The sequence below is a fragment of the Cryobacterium sp. M91 genome, assembly GCF_002929615.1.
Lineage (GTDB): Bacteria > Actinomycetota > Actinomycetes > Actinomycetales > Microbacteriaceae > Cryobacterium > Cryobacterium levicorallinum.
In genome coordinates this window covers 44,450-62,909 of the sequence record NZ_PJJT01000089.1, presented here as the reverse complement: position 1 = coordinate 62,909, position 18,460 = coordinate 44,450, and the positions used below count along the sequence as shown (strand labels likewise).

General features: G+C 65.4%; 11 protein-coding genes and 1 pseudogene. 4 read left to right on the top strand and 8 right to left on the bottom strand.

Annotated features, from left to right (window positions below):
* Window positions 1-5: 5 nt before the first annotated feature.
* On the top strand, window positions 6-908 hold the full coding sequence (locus tag CXY80_RS14750; RefSeq protein ID WP_233195403.1) for a LysR family transcriptional regulator: 903 nt from the start codon (window positions 6-8) through the stop codon (window positions 906-908).
* Window positions 909-987: 79 nt separating this feature from the next.
* Here CXY80_RS14750 and CXY80_RS14745 read toward each other — a convergent pair whose 3' ends face one another.
* Window positions 988-2,376, bottom strand: a complete 1,389-nt coding sequence (locus CXY80_RS14745; RefSeq protein ID WP_092448076.1) for an MFS transporter — start codon at window positions 2,374-2,376, stop codon at window positions 988-990.
* Window positions 2,377-2,556: 180 nt separating this feature from the next.
* On the opposite strand from CXY80_RS14745, the gene CXY80_RS14740 reads away from it, so the two are divergent.
* The gene (locus tag CXY80_RS14740; protein WP_104132939.1) at window positions 2,557-3,210 is read left to right on the top strand and encodes a hypothetical protein; all 654 of its coding nucleotides are present in this window, start codon (window positions 2,557-2,559) and stop codon (window positions 3,208-3,210) included.
* Between the two features lie 65 nt (window positions 3,211-3,275).
* On the opposite strand, the gene CXY80_RS14735 is transcribed toward CXY80_RS14740, so the two are convergent.
* From CXY80_RS14735 to CXY80_RS14705, 7 genes are all read right to left on the bottom strand, one after another.
* Window positions 3,276-4,733 carry an MDR family MFS transporter gene (locus CXY80_RS14735; protein ID WP_104132938.1) on the bottom strand — a complete coding sequence of 486 codons (1,458 nt, stop codon included), beginning with the start codon at window positions 4,731-4,733 and terminating at the stop codon, window positions 3,276-3,278.
* 173 nt (window positions 4,734-4,906) lie between these two features.
* On the bottom strand, window positions 4,907-7,375 hold the full coding sequence (locus CXY80_RS14730; RefSeq protein WP_104132937.1) for an excinuclease ABC subunit UvrA: 2,469 nt from the start codon (window positions 7,373-7,375) through the stop codon (window positions 4,907-4,909).
* 39 nt (window positions 7,376-7,414) lie between these two features.
* Entirely contained in the window at window positions 7,415-8,470 is a 1,056-nt protein-coding gene (locus CXY80_RS14725) for a hemolysin family protein (protein WP_092448079.1), read from the bottom strand.
* Window positions 8,463-9,818 (bottom strand): hemolysin family protein, encoded by a 1,356-nt coding sequence (locus CXY80_RS14720; protein ID WP_104132936.1) that lies wholly within the window; start codon window positions 9,816-9,818, stop codon window positions 8,463-8,465. Before CXY80_RS14720 ends, CXY80_RS14725 begins: the two co-directional genes overlap by 8 nt.
* A gap of 86 nt (window positions 9,819-9,904) precedes the next feature.
* The gene (locus CXY80_RS20290; RefSeq protein ID WP_255411859.1) at window positions 9,905-10,156 is read right to left on the bottom strand and encodes an AMP-binding protein; all 252 of its coding nucleotides are present in this window, start codon (window positions 10,154-10,156) and stop codon (window positions 9,905-9,907) included.
* Between the two features lie 165 nt (window positions 10,157-10,321).
* Window positions 10,322-11,503: an acyl-CoA dehydrogenase family protein gene (locus tag CXY80_RS14710; protein ID WP_233195402.1), complete on the bottom strand. Its 1,182-nt coding sequence runs from the start codon at window positions 11,501-11,503 to the stop codon at window positions 10,322-10,324.
* Window positions 11,504-11,577: 74 nt separating this feature from the next.
* On the bottom strand, window positions 11,578-12,318 hold the full coding sequence (locus CXY80_RS14705) for a TetR/AcrR family transcriptional regulator (protein WP_104132934.1): 741 nt from the start codon (window positions 12,316-12,318) through the stop codon (window positions 11,578-11,580).
* A 180-nt stretch (window positions 12,319-12,498) separates the two neighbouring features.
* Between CXY80_RS14705 and CXY80_RS20820 the strand changes: the two are divergent.
* Window positions 12,499-15,747: pseudogene (locus tag CXY80_RS20820) on the top strand (peroxidase family protein); the annotation flags it as partial.
* A gap of 807 nt (window positions 15,748-16,554) precedes the next feature.
* Window positions 16,555-18,387 carry a fibronectin type III domain-containing protein gene (locus CXY80_RS20815; RefSeq protein ID WP_369828704.1) on the top strand — a complete coding sequence of 611 codons (1,833 nt, stop codon included), beginning with the start codon at window positions 16,555-16,557 and terminating at the stop codon, window positions 18,385-18,387.
* Window positions 18,388-18,460: the final 73 nt, after the last annotated feature.

Below are 18,460 nucleotides of genomic sequence, written 5' to 3'. Positions count from 1 at the left end.
ATTCCGTGAGTTCATACCAGCTTCCGAGCCCGAACGACCTGCTCGTACTGCTCACCGTGGCCCGGCTGGGCCGGTTCAACGCGGTCGCCGAGGCACTCGGCACCACCCACACGACGATTTCGCGGCGCATCCTCTCGCTCGATCGCGAACTGGGCGGTCGCACGCTCGAACGCAGCCCGCACGGCTGGGAGCTCACCGAGCTCGGGCGGCACGCGGTCAGCGCGGCCGAAGCGATCGAAGATCGGCTCGGCGCGCTCAGCACGGCGATCAGTCAGACAGATCCGCTTTCCGGGCTGCTGCGCATCAGCACGATCGACGGATTCGGGGCTGAGGTCGTCACGCCGGCGCTCGTGAAGCTGCAACAGAGTCACCCGCGCATCAACATTGAGATGTTCAGCGCCACCCGCAAAGTGAGCCAGAACCGGTCGGGGGTCGACCTGGAAATCGTGGCGGGGCGCAACGACGTCAACAATGCACAGGCTGTTTTTCTCACCAACTACTTTCTGCGGCTGTACGCGAGCCGCGGCTACCTGCTCGCCCGCGGTGTTCCCGCGTCGCTCGACGATATTCCGTCGCACGGTTTTGTGTCCTACGTCGAGAGCGCACTGCTCGTCACCGACCTCGGCTACCGGTCCTCTGAGCTGCCCGAACCCGCCACGACCTTTCAGGCGACCAGCCTGTTCGCGCAGCTGGAAGCCGTGCAGGCCGGCGCCGGAATCGGCCTGCTGCCCAATTTTCTCGTACACGACCGGCCCGAATTCGTGCCCGTCCTGCGCGACGATTTTCAGCGTCAGCTGCCGATTTGGGCCGTGGTGCGGGCCGAATCGCTACGCTCCCCGGTGGTGCGCGCCGCGATCGAGGCCATCTCGCTCGAGATCGCGGATCGACCGGCGGCCTTCACCGATTGACCGGGCGAGCGGATGTGCGTCACTCGCGCAGCGAGATGGCCCGATCGACGAGATCGGGCCATCGCTTCGTTCCGCCGAGCTAGCGGCGACCGGCCCCAGCCAAATCGGCGGCGGCGGCGCGATCGGCCGATTCGGCGGCATCCGCTGCATCAATGTCGTGCAGCGAGAGGCCGCGCGTTTCCTTGAGGGTCAGCACAACGAGGGCCGTCAGGAGGCAGGCTGCCGCGAGGTAGATGGCCACCGGCACCGAGGAATCGAAGGCGGAGAGCAGGCTCACGGCGATGATCGGGGCGATCGAGCCCGCGATGACCGAGGTGACCTGGTAGCCGAGCGAGACGCCGGAGTAGCGCATGCGGGTGGGGAACATCTCCGCCATGATGGCGGGCTGGCCGGCATACATGAGGGCGTGGAACAGCAGACCCAACATAATCGCGACGATGATGATGAAGTCGTTCGCGGTATCCATCATGGGGAAGGCGAAGAAGCCCCAGGTGCCGGCGAGGACGGCACCGAGGAAGTACACCGGGCGGCGGCCGACTCGGTCGGACAGGTGGCCGACGAGCGGAATGACACTGAAGTGCAGGGCGTGGGCGAGGAGTAGAAGCAGCAGTACCCGCGAGGTGTCCATCTCGACGATGATCTTCAAGTAGGTGATCGAGAACACCACCACCAGGTAATAGAGGATGTTCTCGGCGAAACGCAGGCCCATTGCGGTGAAGACGCCGCGCGGGTAGCGACGGAAGACCTCGACGATGCCGAAGCCCTTGTCGCCCCCCATGACCTCTTTCTGCGCCTTGAGAAAGATCGGCGCATCGCTGACCTTGGTGCGAATGTAATACCCGACCAGCACGATCACGGCGGAGAGCCAGAACGCGACGCGCCAGCCCCAGCTCAGGAAGGCCTCATCGGAGAGGGTCGAGGCGAGTACGAACAGCACGCCGGTGGCCAGTAGGTTTCCACCGGGCACAGCGGCCTGGGGCCAGCTGGCCCAGAATCCGCGCGACTTCTCCGGGCTGTGCTCGGCGACGAGCAGCACGGCACCGCCCCATTCGCCGCCGACCGCGAAGCCCTGAATGAAGCGCAGGAGCACGAGCAGAACGGGCGCGAGGTAGCCGATCTGCTGGAAGGTCGGCAGACAGCCCATCAGGAAGGTGGCGACGCCGACGAGCACGAGGCTGAACTGCAGCAGTCGTTTGCGGCCGAACTTGTCGCCGAAGTGTCCGAACACGATGCCGCCGATGGGGCGGGCCAGGAATCCGACCGCGTAGGTGGCGAAGGCGGCGATGATGCCCTCGAGCTCACTGCCCGCGTTGGGAAAGAACAGGGTGCCGAAAACCAGGGTTGCCGCGGAGGCGTAGAGAAAGAACTCGTACCATTCCACGACCGTGCCGGCCATGGAGGCTGCCACGACCTTTTTCAGTCCGGACGTCTGTACGTCCTGTCGGGAATTGGATCTGGTCGTGCTCATGGGATTCCCCCTCGTGTCGTCATTGACACAACGTGCGTGCACGTCGTCTGGCTCGTCTTAGCTTGCGCTTCGCACTGCTGACTGTCAAAGGCGATTCGCACAGGGGCGCCGTGCAGAAATGCACACGTGGTCTGAGGGAACGAACTCGGCAACGGTATTCTCAAAGGAACAAACAGTGAGGTGGGAACAACCGTGACGCACGCGCATCCGTTGCACGTCGACGTGGAGGTGCCGTGCCTGTGCTGCCTCGCGCCGCAGCCGTTTCACTTCACCGCGCTGAGCGACCAGGTGGTCTGCGCGCAGTGCGTGCACCACATTGGGGCCGAGAAGAGTGAGCGTCGCGACGCTGAGCACGTCAAGCTGTGGGCCGCTCGCTGGGCGGTTTCCGAGTCCGCGCACGAAGAATATATCGCCGAAACGGAGGCTCTCCTCGTCGCCCGCGACATTGATCTGACCGCCCTGCGCGCCCAGGTCACCGAGCTCAGTGCCGTCGTGGAAGGTCAGTTCGCGGACGGGATCGACGGGGTGCGTGCCCTGCTGCAGAATGATCTGGTCAAGCGGGCCGAACGCAATACCGAGCTGGCCCGGCGCCAGATTGACTGGGCGATGGGCGGCCTCTGGCGCATCGCTGGGCTGCACCACGACGACCCGGCTCAGCCGGCGAAGTGCTCCTGCGGACGCACGGCCGGCAGCTGCGCGGAGAGCAGCGCAATCGACGCGCTGAGGCAGGCGCTAGACGACTGGGAGAAGAAGAACGTGCTGCTGCTGCAGGGTGGCCGCCGGCATGGACTGCCGGCGGACCACCCTGCGGTGCTGAACCAGCGCATCCGCTGAACCAGCGCATCCGCTGAACCAGCGCATCCGCTGAACCAGCGTGCTGCGCTGTGCAGGTGCGCGGGCTAGTGCCCGATCGGAACCGGCGCGTCGAGCGGCGGACGCCGTACCAGGAATGCTGCCGGAATGGCGAACAGCGAGATGATCGCGCCGCACAGGAACGCACCGCGAATACCGGCGGCCGTCGCCGACACCTCGTTGACGCCCTGCGCGATCAGCGCGGCCGACTGCGAGGTCATGACGGCGATGAACAAGGCTGTGCCGATGGCGCCGGCGAGCTGCTGGACCGTGCCGACGACCGCGCTGCCGTGGGAGTACAGGCTGGGCTTGAGGGAGCCGAGACCCGAGGTGAACAGCGGTGTGAACAGCAGGGACAGGCCGGCGCTCATGCCGATGTGGGCGACCATGAGCATCCACGGTTCGGTGGTCTCGCCCATCCTGGTCATCGCCCAGAACGCCGCGCTGACGAGGATCGACCCGGGAACCAGCAGGATGGTCGGGCCGCGACGGTCGTAGATACGGCCGACGAACGGCGCGAGCAGGCCCATGGTCAGCCCTCCTGGCAGCAGCAGCAGCCCGGTAGCGAGAGCGGTCATGCCGAGCACGTTCTGCATGTACAGCGGCAGCAGAATAATGGTGCCGAACAGGGCCAGCATGCTGATGCTGAGCATGGAGATCGACAGGGTGAACGTGCGCGAGGTGAACACGCGCAGGTCGAGCAGGGCACGATCGGTGCGCTGCAACTGCAGTTGGCGCAGCACGAACAGGGCCAGGGCAACCAGGCCGATGCCGAGCGGCAGCCAGCCGGCCATTGCTGCGCCGCCCAGGTTGCTCAGACCGTAGACGAACCCGCCGAAGCCGAAGGCCGAGAGGATGACCGAGAGCACGTCGATCGGAATCTGGCGCGGCGTGGTCACGTTCTGGATCCGTGAGGCGCCCAGGACGAGGGCGCCGATGGCGATCGGCAAGACCAGGATGAACATCCATCGCCAGTCGAGCACGCTGAGGATGATGCCCGAGATGGTCGGGCCGATCGCCGGGGCGACCGAGATGACGATGGAAATGTTTCCCATGGTCTTGCCGCGGGAGCTGGGTGCGACGAGGGTCATCACGGTCGTCATGAGCAGGGGCATCATGATGGCCGTTCCGCTGGCCTGCACGATGCGGCCGAGCAGCAGCAACTCAAAGCCGGGAGCGAGCGCGGCGATCAGGGTGCCGGTGCTGAACAGGGTCATCGCGGCGATGAACACCGGGCGGGTGTTGAAACGCTGAATGAGAAAACCGGTGATCGGAATGACCACGGCCATCGTGAGCATGAACGCCGTGGTCAGCCACTGCGCGGCGGTCGCCGTGATGCTGAGGTCGTCCATGAGGTGCGGCAGGGCCACACCCATGATGGTCTCGTTCAGAATGACCACGAACGCCGAGACCAGCAGCAGTCGAATCACCAGCTGGTTGCGCTTGGCATCGGCATCGGGGCGGCGGTCCACCGTGGTTGTGGGCACGCTGGCTGTTGTGGTCATAACTGGTCCTGACAGTGGTACGAAAAGGATATGCATAAAACGACATGCGAAAATGAGCGGCCGCCGCCCCCGAGCCGGCTCGCTGTGTGCGCCTCTAGGTGCAGCGTTTTGCAGGGTGTGAATTATTCCTGGGCACGCGAATTAGCCACCGAGAACCGGGTGAGGCGCGCGATTTAGGCCAGGCGGAGCTTGAGATAGGGCGCGGTGCGGCTGGTCGGGTGGGCCGCCACGGTCGCGGGGGTGCCGGCCGCGATGATTTGGCCGCCCTGGTCGCCACCGGACGGGCCGAGGTCGATCACCCAGTCGGCGGCGGCGATCACGTCCATCTCGTGTTCAACCACGACGACGGTGTTGCCGGCTTCGACCAGGCGTCCGAGCTGCTGCAGGAGCAGCTCGACGTCGGCCGGATGCAGCCCGGTCGTCGGCTCGTCGAGCAGATAGAGGGTGTGGCCGCGGCGGGCGCGCTGCAGCTCGGTCGCGAGCTTGATGCGCTGGGCCTCGCCGCCGGAAAGCTCGGTGGCTGGCTGCCCGAGTCGCAGATAGCCCAGGCCCACCTCGCGCAGGGTTTCGAGGCTGCGCGCGGCGACGGGGACGTCTTCGAGAAAGTCGAGTGCGGCATCCACTGTCAGGCCGAGTACCTGGGCGATGTTCTTGCCGCGGTAGGTCACCGCGAGGGTCTCGGGGTTGTAGCGCGAACCCCCGCAGTCCGGGCAGGGCGCGTAGCTGCCCGGCAGAAAGAGCAGTCCGACCGCCACGAAACCCTCACCGAGGCAGGTCTCGCAGCGGCCGCCGGCCACGTTGAACGAGAACCGTGACGCGGTGAAGCCGCGCGCCCTGGCGTCGTCGGTGGCGGCAAAGGTGGCTCGAACGGCATCGAACAGGCCGGTATAGGTGGCGAGGTTGGAGCGCGGGGTGCGGCCGATCGGCTTCTGGTCAACCTGCACCAGGCGATCCACGGCTTCGAGGCCGGTGACCGCGGCGACCGGGCTCGAGTCGAACTCGACTTCGGTATCGGGGTCGCCCAGATCGAGCACCGGAACGTCGTCGGGGTCGGGGTGCAGGTGTCGACCGACGGCCTCGGCGAGCACCTGGCTGACCAGGGTGGATTTGCCCGAGCCGCTGACGCCGGTGACGGCCGTCAAAACCCCGAGCGGAATCTGCGCATTGAGACCCTGCAGGTTGTGCCGGGTCACGTCGTGCAGGCCCAACCAGCCAAGCGGATGCCGCAGCTCGGCCCGCGCCACCGGCTCCCGGTCCGCAGCAAACAGGTACCGCCGCGTGACCGAGGCGTCGACCTCGGCCAGCCCCGCGGTCGGCCCGCTATAGAGCACCTCGCCGCCACCCTCGCCGGCCCGAGGACCGACGTCGACGACCCAGTCGGCGCGTCCGACGACGTCCATATTGTGTTCGACCACGAAGACGGAGTTGCCCGAAAGCTTGAGCTGCTCGAGCACGAGCAGCAGCGGCTCGGCGTCGGCCGGGTGCAGACCGGCCGAGGGCTCGTCGAGCACGTAGATCACCCCGAACAGGCCAGAGCGCAGTTGGGTGGCGATGCGCAGCCGCTGCATCTCGCCCGGCGAGAGCGTGGGGGTCGAGCGGCCGAGGGCCAGATAGCCGAGGCCCAGTTCGAGCAGTACATCGATGCGGCGCAGCAGATCCCCGGCCAGGGTGACGGCCACCTCTGACACAGAGTCGCCCGACACAATCGGCCGCAGAACATCGGCCAGAGCCTTCATCGGCAGGGCGTTGAGCTCGGCGATCGAGTGACCGGCCACGGTGACGGCGAGGGCTTCCGGCTTCAGGCCACTGCCACCGCAGTCGGGGCACGGGCCGGTATCGACGTAGCGCAACACCCGCTGCCGCACGTTCGGGCTCTTGCTGTCGGCGAGGGTGTGCAGTACGAAACTCTTGGCGCTCCAGAACCGGCCCTGGTAGGGCTTGGCGATGCGGTCGCGCTGCGGCACGACCTCGACCACCGGCTGTTCCTCGGTAAACAGAATCCAGTCCCGGTCGGCTCTGGACAGGTCCTGCCAGGGCAGGTCGATGTCGTAGCCGAGCACCGCGACGATGTCCCGCAGGTTCTTGCCCTGCCAGGCACCGGGCCAGGCCGCGATGGCGCCGTCGCGAATGCTGAGGGTGGGATCGAGCACCATCGATGCTTCACTGACCGTGTGCGCCATACCCAGACCGTGGCAGCGCGGGCAGGCACCCATCGCGGTGTTCGGTGAAAAGGAGTCGGATTCGAGGCGACCGGCAGCATCCGCTGGATATATGCCGGCACGGGAATACATCATGCGGAGCGAGTTAGACAGCGTGGTGACCGTGCCGACGCTCGAACGGGAACTCGGTGTACCGCGTCGTTGCTGCAGGGCGACCGCCGGGGGCAGGCCGGTGATCTCATCGACGTGCGGGGTATGCCCTTGTTGAATGAGCCGACGGGCGTAGGGCGCTACCGACTCAAAGAAACGGCGCTGAGCCTCGGCAAAGATGGTGCCGAAGGCGAGCGAGGATTTGCCGGAGCCCGAAACGCCGGTGAAGGCCACGATGGCGTCCCGGGGCACATCGACGTTCACATTGCGCAGGTTGTTCTCGCGGGCACCGCGCACCCGCACGAAACCCTCGGATTGATTTTCACTAAGCATCCGAGCAAGTGTAGTTCGCTCGATTGGGAACCGCGCTGGTCAGATCGAGGTGGCGTCCTCGACCTGACCGACGAGCTCTTCGATGATGTCCTCCAGAAAGAGCACACCGGTCACGGTGCCGTTTGCGTCGAAGGACGTCGCTACGTGCGCTCCGAGGCGTCGCATCGACGCGAGCGCGTCTTCCAGCTCGCTGTCACACGACACGGATGCGAGACGACGCAGCCGTTTGCTCGGTACCGGCTGGGTGAAGGTGTCGCCGCTGGTGAGATCCATGACGTCCTTGAGGTGCAGGTAGCCGGTCGGCTGATCGTCGTCGTCGGTGAGGATGTACCGCGAGAATCCGTGCTGGCTGACGGCCCGCTGAATGTCGGCCGGTGAGGCCGTGGAGGGCAGGCAGACCATCGATTCGATCGGCACCTGCACGTCGGACACCTTTTTCGCCGTGAACTCGAACGCGGCTGTGAGCGTGCCGGAGGCATCCTGCAGCATGCCCTCGCGGGTGGACTGCTCCACGATGCTGGCGACCTCGTCGAGGGTGAACGCGCTCGTCGCCTCGTTTTTGGGCTCGACCTTGCACAGGCGCAGCACACCGTTGGCTAGCCAGTTCAGGCTGAAGATGATCGGGTTGAACACCCGAGCCACGAACACGAGTGGCGGCGCCAGAATGAGGGCGGCCTTTTCGGGAACGGAGAACGAGATGTTCTTCGGAATCATTTCGCCGAAGACAACGTGCAGAAAGGTCACCAGAATCAGCGCAAAGCTGAAGGCGATCGTGCTGATCATGCCCTCGGAGAGGCCGGTGCCCGCGAGCGGGTATTCGAGCAGACCGTGAATGGCCGGCTCGGAGACGTTCAGAATGAGCAGGGAGCACACCGTGATACCCAGCTGGCTGGTGGCGAGCATGAGTGTGGCGTGTTCCATGGCCCACAGGGTGGTCTTGGCGGCCTTGCTGCCCTGGGCGGCGAGCGGTTCAATCTGGGAGCGCCGGGCGGAGATGACGGCGAATTCGGCGCCGACGAAGAACGCGTTCACCACCAACAGGACGACGAGCCAGATCAGTCCGGGCAAGTACGCGGTTAAATCGGCGCTACTCATGGATCAGATCTTTCTGAATTTTATTGACGATGCGGTCGTGCGGGGTGGCGAGGCTCGGATCGGTCTCGGGGTCGACGGGCGTGTAGCGGACGCGGTGAACGCGTACGCCGTCAACGCGGTCGATGCGCAGCACGCCGCCCTCGATGGCGACCTCGTCACCGAGTTCGGGAATGCGATCGAGCTGATCGGCGAGGAATCCGCCGACCGTGTCGTAGTCGCCGTCGGTCGGGACGGTGACGCCGGCCCGGTCGAACAGCTCGTCGGGGCGCCAGGCCGCGTCGAACACGACCGACCGGCCGGAGCGGATGACGCCGGCCCTGGCCCGGTCATGCTCGTCTTCCAACTCGCCGACGAGTTCTTCGAGGGTGACGATGCCGGCGGTTCCGCCGTATTCATCGGCGACCACGGCAATCTGGAACCCCTGCTGGCGCAGAGCGGCGAGCAGGGAATCTACGCCCATGGTCTCGGGAACGCGCAGGGCCTCCACTTTCAGGTCAGCTGCCGTCACCGTGGCCCGCTCATCCAGTGCAACGGCGAAGGCCTGTTTCACGTGCAATACGCCGACGATGTCATCGGCGTTCCTGTCGATCACGGGGAACCGTGAGTAGCCGGTGCTGGTCGCAAGACGCACAACGGCCTCGGCCGTGTCGGTGACATGAACAGAGGCCATGCGCACCCTCGGCGTCATGACATCGGCAGCAGAATGGTCGGAGAACCGCAGGGTGCGGTGCAGCATGGCGGCGTGGTCGTCGTCCAGCACCCCCTCGAGGGCTGAGCGGCGCACCAGAAAGCTCAGCTCTTCGGCGCTACGGGCGCCGGAGAGCTCTTCTTTCGGCTCGATGCCGAACCGGCGAATGATCGCGTTGGCCGTGTTGTTGAACAGCAGAATGACGGGTTTGAACACGGCCGTGAACACGGTTTGGGCCGGCACGACGATTTTCGCGGTTGCCAACGGCACGGCCAGGGCGAAGTTCTTTGGAACGAGCTCGCCGACCACCATGGAGAACAGCGTCGCGAGCGAGATCGCGATTATCGTTCCCAGCAGCGGCACGATGCCGGCCGGTACGCCCGCACTTGTCAGCGGCCCGCTGAGCAGGGATCGAATGGCCGGTTCGAAGGTGAATCCGGTCAGCAGCGTGGTGAGGGTGATGCCCAGTTGGGCGCTCGACAGGTGCGTCGAGGTGATCTTGAGCGCCTTAATAGTCGGACCGAGTCGCTTTTCGCCGCGATCGCGGCGAGCTTCGAGCTCATTGCGGTCGAGCGTAACCAAGGCGAACTCGGAGGCTACGAAAATTCCCGTTCCGACGGTGAGTAGGAGTCCTACGCCCACCATGATCCACTCATACATGTTGTGCTCCTCTCAGATCGAGAGGCATGTCGGTGGTGGCGGGCGAGGGTTTATGCGAGGGAGGGTCTTCCATTGTGCGTCTAAACCTATAGGCAGATGCTGACAAAACGCCGGTTCGCCGCGTTTCGGCCGTGACAGGGCCTGGGTGCTGGGGCGGTCACCTCGGGCCCGGCCAGCCGGGAATTCAACGCGACGAGCACCCCGCCGGCCAGCGGAACGGCGTAGTGGGCGATTAGCATCTCGGGTATATTCGGCGCGAGGAATATAACCCGGTCGCCCGGCGTGATACGCGAGCGGATGGCGTGGGCCAGCTCCTCGGCGGCCTGCGCGAACTCCAGGTAGCTCTAGCGCCGAGCGCCGTAAACGATCGCATCCTTGTTTGGGAATACTTCGGCGCTGCGCTGGAGAAATCGCATCGGTGTGAGCGGTGAATCGTTGCGCGAGCTGGTCTTGGTATCAATCACGCGGGACTCCTGTGTCCGGAAAGATGCACCGAAGTGGGGCTAGTGGAAGGCGCTGACCCCGGTGAGGTCACGGCCGATGAGCAGCGACTGGATGCTCTCGGTGCCCTCATAGGTGTGGATTGACTCGATGTCAGCGAGGTGCCGAATAACGTGGTTTTCGAGCAGGATGCCGTTGCCACCGAGCATGTCGCGGGCTAGCGACGCGAGCGAGCGCGCCGCCCGGGTGTTGTGGAATTTTGCCAGGCTGGCCTGGATCGGGCGCAGCGTTCCGGCCGCGTCGAGTTCGGCCAGGCGCATGCAGTGCAACTGCATCGAGGTGAGTTCGGAGAGCATGAGAGTGAGGCGTTCTTGCACGATCTGAAAACCGGCGATCGGCTTACCGAACTGCACCCGCTGCTGGGCATAGTTGAGGGCGGCTTCGAACACCGCAGTGGCGTGTCCGAGAGCCGACCAGGCCACACCGAGCCGGGTCGCGAACAGTACGACAGCGGTGTCCTTGAAGGTGTGGGTGCCCGGCAGGACGGCGTCCAGCGGAATGCGCACGTCGGTCAGCGTGATGCGGGCCTGGTGCACGGCCCGCAGGGAGCCCTTACCGAGCATCGTCTCACCGTGGTAGCCCGGCAGGGACTGATCGACCAGAAATCCGCGCACGTTGCCGTCGTCGTCGCGGGCCCAGACCACGGTCACGTCGCCGACCGAGCCATTGCCGATCCACTTCTTCTCGCCGTTGATCACCCACTCGTCACCGTCTCGGTGGGCGGTGGTCTCCAAGGCCACCGAATCCGAGCCGTGGTCCGGTTCGGTCAGGGCGAAGGCACCGAGCTTTTCGGCCCGGGCCAGCGGCACCAGCCAGGTGGCCTTCTGCTCGTCGCTGCCGAACATGGCGATGCTGCGCAGGGCGAGCCCGCCCTGCACAGCCACGACGGTGCCCATCGAACCATCGCCGCGGGAGATTTCCATGTTGACCAGGCCCGCCGCGAGCGGAGACATGGGAGTGAGGCCCGGACCTTCGACGCCGTCCGTGAGCAGGTCAAGCGCGCCGAGGCGGCGAGCCAGGTGCAGCGGGTACTCCGCTTTGTCCCAGGCTTCGCTCAGCTCGTCGAGCGTCTCCACCGCAAAGGTACGTGCCCTGCCCCAGAAGGCCCGATCCGCCTCGGGAACATCGGCGAAGACGCCGTAATAGTCGGTGTCAAGCGGGGCGGACACATCGTAATCGGGCATCATTGCCTTTCGCAGCAGCGGGTGTGACTACAGTTCTACCTGACACTGAGTTTCAGGTCAAGTGACACTTAGTGTCACATGCCGCCCGATTGGTACCGGCCCGCGATCGCCCGGGCGACGTCGTCGGGCAGGGCGGAGGCCGGAAACACCGCGACCAGCAGCTCGCTGTCCGGGGTGGCCGCGGCCACGCCTCCGGGGGCAAAGCGAGTGCGTACCGCCTGCAGGTGGGCGGCCAGTCCTGCCGAATCCAGCATCCGTTCTGTTCCGGCAGCGCGAATCATGCGGCGCAGCTCATAATTGTGCGTGGCCGTCACTGCCGCAGCGAATTGAATGGCCAGCACCGGGTCGACCTGCGGCAGCCGTCGCCGCAGATAGGCCGAAAAGGTCTTCTCATAGCGCGACACCATGACCGTTTCCCGGTCGCGCAGAACGGATGTCTGGCGCACCACCCGGTCGCGCACCCGCACGACCTCGAGGCGCTCCCGAAATCGCTCGAAAACAAGCGCGGCAGCGTCGCACACGGCCAGCCACGGGTCATCGTGTTCGCGGGTGAAATACTCGCCGATCTGCTCGAGCAGCTCATCATGATCGGCGAAGATCACGTCGTCCTTCGACCGGAACTGTCGAAAAAAGGTGCTGCGGGACACCCCGGCGGCGGCGGCGATCTGGGCCGCGCTGGTGGCCTCGTATCCCTGGGTGTGGAACAGGCCGACGGCGATGTCGGCGACGGCGACGCGGCTGCGGGCATCCGCTTGCCGGGAGCCGGAAACCGGGGCGAGGGCGGTGAGTGCGGCTGGTGCAGACGGATCAGACATGGTCTGGCGAAATTAGCACGGAACGGTGGGCGGCCGCCGCGCCGCCGCGAGAAGACGGTCGGGGCCCGGGCCCGGAACGCGGGAGACGGTGGATGGACATACCGGCGTATGCACAAGGTTTCCATAAGGCCCGCACAGCACTCTTGCAGCGTTCGTCCATCCTGAAGAGATAGGTACGTCATGAGCAGGTTCGAAGGTAAGGGAATCGTTCGCAGCAACTGCAATTCCAGCGGAATGCGAGGTAATCCACCTTTCCAGGACAGTGCAAGACCCAAGCGGGTTCTCGGCAAGCCCATGCGCATACTCGCCGCCGGCATGGCTGCCGTGCTCTACACCGGACTCGGCCTGTCGGCCGCCCTCCCGGCCCAGGCCGCCGTCGCCCCGGTCGGCCAGGGATTCGCCGTGACGGCCTCTGACCTCGCCTACATTCTCAAGCAGATCAAGATTGCTGAAGCCCACGTGGCCAACACCACTTCGACCACCGGCCCCTGTGGCGCCCTGGTCGGAACGGGCCCCAACCAAATCGCCAGCCCGTTGCTCTCGCTCGGCCTGCGTACCGTCGACGGTTCCTGCAACAACCTGCAGCCCGGCCAGGATCAGTTCGGCGCCGCCGACCAGGTCTTCCCGCGCCTGGCGACGCCGGTCTTCTCCGCAGCGGATGTCACTCCCTCCGGCTTCGGACCGCCGAACCCGACCTCCTACGCCCAGAAAAAGGGCCTCGTCTTCGACTCGGAGCCGCGCACGGTCAGCAATTTGATCGTCGATCAGACCTCGACCAACCCGGCCGCCATCGCTGCCGCCGGAAACCCGGTGCGGACCCAGGGCAATGAGGGCGTTGTGGCCTGCACGACCGACCCGAGCCCGGACGTGCCGTTCGGCGTTCCCGCCGGCTGTATCCCCTCCCACGAGACGCTGTTCATGCCGAATGTGACGACCGACGTCGGCCTCTCGCCGCCATACAACTCCCTGTTCACCCTGTTCGGCCAGTTCTTCGACCATGGCATTGACCAGACGGTCAAGGGCGGCGGCACCGTCTTCGTGCCCTTGCAGGCCGATGACCCGCTGGTCGCCGGGCCGGACCACGTGTTCGGCAACGCTGACGACCTCGACCCGAACCTGCGCTTCATGGTGCTGACCCGCGGCCAGAACCAGCCCGGAGCCGACGGCGTCGCGGGCGATAACCCGTCCACCCCGGCCGATGAGAGCGCCGACGACATTCGGGATGCCCTCAACACCAACTCGCCTTGGATCGACCAGAGCCAGACCTACTCCTCGCACGCCTCGCACCAGGTATTTCTGCGCGAGTACGTCACCGAGGGAAATCGACCGGTTGCCACCGGCAAGCTGCTCGGCGGACCGGCCGGACCCACAGCTGGCGGTATGGCCACCTGGGCGACCGCCAAGGCCCAGGCCGCGAACGTGCTCGGACTCCTGCTCGTCGACCAGAACGTCACCAACATTCCGATGTTGGCAGTGGATGCCTACGGCAAGTTCATCCCGGGACCGCTGCGCGGAATGCCGCAGTATGCCACCGCGACCGGCCTGGTCGAGGGTGACCCGGCGAACCCCGTGGCCGTTCCGAGCAACGTCCTGTACTTCAACACCCCGTTCCTCACCGACATCGCGCACAACGCGGAGCCGAAAGCCGGACTGACCCCGGACGGTAACTCGACTGCATCCGCTGACTTCGCCAGCCAGCCGGCCGGAACCTACGACGATGAAATGCTCAACGCGCACTTCATCGCCGGAGACGGTCGCGTCAACGAGAACATCGGCCTGACCGCCATTCACCAGGTCTTCCACTCGGAGCACGACCGCCTGGTGGACGATATCGAGAACACCCTGACCAACGACACTTCTGCCAAGGGCGTTGCGGCCCTGGCCGAGTGGAAGCTGGCCAGCGGAGCCGCCGGCTGGAACGGTGAACGCCTGTTCCAGGCGGCCCGTTTCGTCACCGAGATGGAGTATCAGCACCTCGTGTTCGAGGAATTCGCGCGCAAGGTGCAGCCTGGTATCAACCCGTTCGAACCGTTCGCGTTCACCCAGACCGAGATCAACCCGGCGGTCAAGGCGGAGTTCGCCCACGCCGTGTACCGCTTCGGTCACTCCATGCTGACCGAGACGATTTCGCGTCGCAACGAGGACAAGCCCGGCGTTGACGGCCTGTTCGGTACTGGTGATGACGTTCTGGGCAGCCAGAACAACATCTCTCTGCTCGACGGGTTCCTCAACCCGCCTGCGTATACCGACGGCGGACCGGAGGGACAATTAACCTCGGAGCAAGCCGCCGGCAGCATCATCATGGGCATGAGTGACCAGGTTGGTAACGAGCTCGACGAATTCGTCACCGATACCCTGCGCAACAACCTGCTGGGACTACCGCTCGACCTGGCAGCGATCAACATGACCCGTGCGCGTTCTGAGGGCGTGCCGCGGTTGAACGTGTTCCGCCGCGACCTGTTCAACAGGACCAACGACGGGGCGCTCAAGCCCTACACGAACTGGATCGACTTCGGAGAGAACCTCAAGCACCCGGAATCGCTGATCAACTTCGTGGCCGCCTACGGTCAGTACCCCACCATCACGGGCGCGACCACGCTCGACGGCAAGCGCGACGCCGCACGACTGATCGTGAGCCCGGACGCCCTGGCCGGGGAGTTCTCTCCGGATGGCGCCATGGACTTCATGAACAGCACGGGAGCGTGGGCCAACTCGGGCACGCACTCGATCACCGGTCTCGACGAGGTCGACCTCTGGGTCGGCGGACTCGCAGAGATGACCACGCCGTTCGGTGGCCTGCTCGGCACGACGTTCAACTACGTGTTCGAGAACCAGATGACCGACCTGCAAAACGGTGACCGGCTGTACTACCTGGCCCGCACGCCCGGCATGAACCTGCGCACCCAGCTGGAGGGCAACTCGTTTGCTGAATTGATGATGCGCAACACGAACGCGCATTCGCTCAAAGCGGATCCCTTCGCCACGGCCGACTGCAAGTTCGAGCTGAAGAACCTGGCTGGAACCGTCGCAGGCTTCGCGGCTTCAGGCAACACCGTCGCCAACGACCCGCAGTCCGAGTGTGACGAGACAGCGCTGCTGATTCGCATGCCCGACGGCACGATCAAGTACCGTGCCCGCAACACGGTCGACCCGACCGGCATCAACGGCCAGGCGGTCTACAACGGCACCGCCCAAGTGGATCGGGTATTCGGCGGCAACGACAACGACACCTTTTGGGGTGGCCTCGGCAACGACGTCATCGAGGGTGGTGGCGGAGCCGACGTGGCTCTCGGCGGTGAAGGTGACGACATCATCACCGACCTTGCCGGAGACGACGTGCCCAAGGGTGGCCCCGGTAACGACGCGATCGACGCTGGTCCCGGACTCGACATCATCATGGGTGGCGAGGGCAAGGACTTCACCAACGGTGGAGCCAATGCCAACGAAACCTTCGGCGGCGCCGACGACGACTTCATCATTCTCGGTGAAAGCCTCGACGCGGCCTTCGGTGACGGTGGCGACGACTGGGAAGAGGGCGGCAACCAACCCGACCTCATGATCGGAGACAGTAGCAATCTGTTCTTCCTGGACGACTCACAGAAGCCCGGTCACGACTTCATGATCGGCCAGGGCGGCGATGACGACTACGACATGGAGGGTGGCGACGACATTGGCGTTGCCGGTCCGGGAATCGAAAAGAACGCTGGCGGGTCCGGCTACGACTGGTCGACCGGCCAGGGTGACCCGCAGGCGCAGGACGCCGATCTGGCCCTGCCGATCGCGCCCCTCGACATTCTGCAGGTCGGTGTGCGCGACAAGTTCAATGAAGTCGAGGCACTTTCCGGCTGGAAGCTGAATGACATCCTGCGTGGTGACGACATTGTTCCCGGTGCTGTGGGTGGCGGCGGCTTCATCGGCTGTGACGTTCTGGACCAGGCCGGAGTTGACCGCATTGCGGGCTTCGACGCGCTGATTCCGGAATTCACGACCACGCTGGCATCCGTTGTCGCACTGTCGGCACAGGGTGACTGCCCGATCCTGACCGGCCCGAACGTCTGGGGCGCCGGCAACGTGCTCCTCGGCGGCGGCGGAAGCGACCTGATCGAGGGACGAGGAGCCGACGACATCATCGACGGTGACGCGTACCTCAGCCTTCGACTGAGCGTTCGGACCAACCCGAACGATCCGGCGACGGAGATCGGCAGTGCCAGCATCAACGGCACGAACCAGAGTGCAATGACCAGCCAGTACCTCTCCGACGGCGCCGGTGGGCTCACCGGGCCGACGCTGCAGGAAGCTGTCTTCGCCGGCGCGGTCAACCCGGGCAACATCGTGGCTGTCCGCGAGATCCTGTACGGATCTGGCGGAACCGACACGGCGCAGTTCTCAGGACTGACCAGCGATTACGAAGTCACCACCACCGGCGGCGACGGCACGCTCGGGTCTGCCGGATCGACCACAACGGTGCACGACAACCGCGGTACCGACGGTACAGACACCCTGCGCAACATCGAACGCCTGCAGTTCAGCGACACCGTGGCTCCGGGAACCCCGACCATCGGTGCTGCCATTGCCGGCAACGGGCAGGCAACCGTGGACTGGACCGCGTCGCCGACCGGCATCGCCACCAGCTTCTCGGTGAAGGTGCTCGACGCGTTCGGAGACCAATTCGGTGCACTCCGCACCGCAGCCGGAACCGCGTTCAACCTGGTTGTCACCGGGCTGAACAACGGCTCCAGCTACACCTTCCAGGTATCGGCGACCAATGCGGAGGGGACGAGCGCATTCTCGGCACCGTCCAACGCGGTGACTCCGTCGGCACCGGTGGTGCAGGTGGTCGCCGATGCTCCGACGATCGGAACCCCGGTCGCCGGTAACGCCCAGGTGGCCGTGAACTGGACGGCCCCGACGCCGGTGGCCAACCAGGCGACAATCACGGGCTACCGGGTTCGCACCTACGAAGGAACGAGCGCCACGGTGTTCCGAACCTCGCTGGTCGCTGACGTCTCTACCGTCACGATTACCGCTCTGACCAACGGAACCGGGTACACCTTCGACGTCGCCGCGATCAACGCGGTCGGCACCGGAGCGGCCTCGGCCCGGTCAGTGGTAGTCACCCCGACCGCCCCGGTGGTGCAGGTGGTAGCTGGAGCTCCCGTGATCGGAACCCCGGTTGCCGGTAACGCATCGGCGACAGTGAACTGGGCCGCCCCGGCACCGGTGGCCAACCAGGCACCGATCACGGGCTACCGGGTGCGCACCTTCGTCGGAACGGGAGCAACGGCTGTTGCCACCGCGACGGTGGCCAACGTCACCAGCACGGTGATCGGGTCGCTGACCAACGGAACCGGGTACACCTTCGATGTCGCCGCGATGAACGCGGTCGGCACCGGAGCGGCTTCCGCTCGTTCGGTCGCGGTCACACCGCGCACGGAGTTCGTGCTCCCCACGGTGATCGCACGCACGCCGGCCTCCGGTGCTCGCTCGGTCAGCCAGACCGGCAATCTGACGGCAACGTTCAGTGAACCTGTCGCTGGGGTCAGCGGAACGACGTTCGTGCTGCGGCTCGGTACCACGGTGGTTCCGGCGCTGGTTTCGTACAATGCCACGACTCGGGTCGCGACGTTGAACCCGAGTGCGACTTTGCTCGCCGACCGCAGCTACACGGCTACTCTGTCGGGCATTCGGGACGCGGCCGGCAACACGATGGCGACAAGTACCTGGTCGTTCATCACCGGCCCGGCTCCGACGATCACCACGAGAACTCCCGCTTCGGGAGCCACCGGGGTGCGCCGGAACGCCAACGTGCTCGCGACCTTCAGCGAAGACATCACCGGAGTCAGCGCGACCACGGTTCAGATCACCCGGGTCTCCACCGGCGCGGTTGTCACATCGGCGGCGGCGTTCAACGCCACCACCAACGTGTTGACGATCAACCCCTCGGTGACCCTGACCTCCAATGTTCAATACCGGGTGACCATCACCGGTGGTACCACGAGCGTTCGAGATCTGATCGGAAACCCCCTGGTGACGAGTACGTGGACCTTCACGACCGGCACCGTGCTCTAAGAACGACCTGATCCGCTTCACCCGGCCGGCGACTGAATCCAGTCGCCGGCCGGTCCCACCACTACAGCTGAAC

What these genes read in the sequence shown, in the direction of transcription:
- CXY80_RS14745 (WP_092448076.1), bottom strand. Translation starts at nt 2,376, where the DNA reads ATGAGCACGACCAGATCCAATTCCCGACAGGACGTACAGACGTCCGGA.
- CXY80_RS14735 (WP_104132938.1), bottom strand. Translation starts at nt 4,733, where the DNA reads ATGACCACAACAGCCAGCGTGCCCACAACCACGGTGGACCGCCGCCCC.
- CXY80_RS14730 (WP_104132937.1), bottom strand. Translation starts at nt 7,375, where the DNA reads ATGCTTAGTGAAAATCAATCCGAGGGTTTCGTGCGGGTGCGCGGTGCC.
- CXY80_RS14725 (WP_092448079.1), bottom strand. Translation starts at nt 8,470, where the DNA reads ATGAGTAGCGCCGATTTAACCGCGTACTTGCCCGGACTGATCTGGCTC.
- CXY80_RS14720 (WP_104132936.1), bottom strand. Translation starts at nt 9,818, where the DNA reads ATGTATGAGTGGATCATGGTGGGCGTAGGACTCCTACTCACCGTCGGA.
- CXY80_RS14710 (WP_233195402.1), bottom strand. Translation starts at nt 11,503, where the DNA reads ATGCCCGATTACGATGTGTCCGCCCCGCTTGACACCGACTATTACGGC.
- CXY80_RS14705 (WP_104132934.1), bottom strand. Translation starts at nt 12,318, where the DNA reads ATGTCTGATCCGTCTGCACCAGCCGCACTCACCGCCCTCGCCCCGGTT.
- CXY80_RS20815 (WP_369828704.1), top strand. Translation starts at nt 16,555, where the DNA reads ATGACCAGCCAGTACCTCTCCGACGGCGCCGGTGGGCTCACCGGGCCG.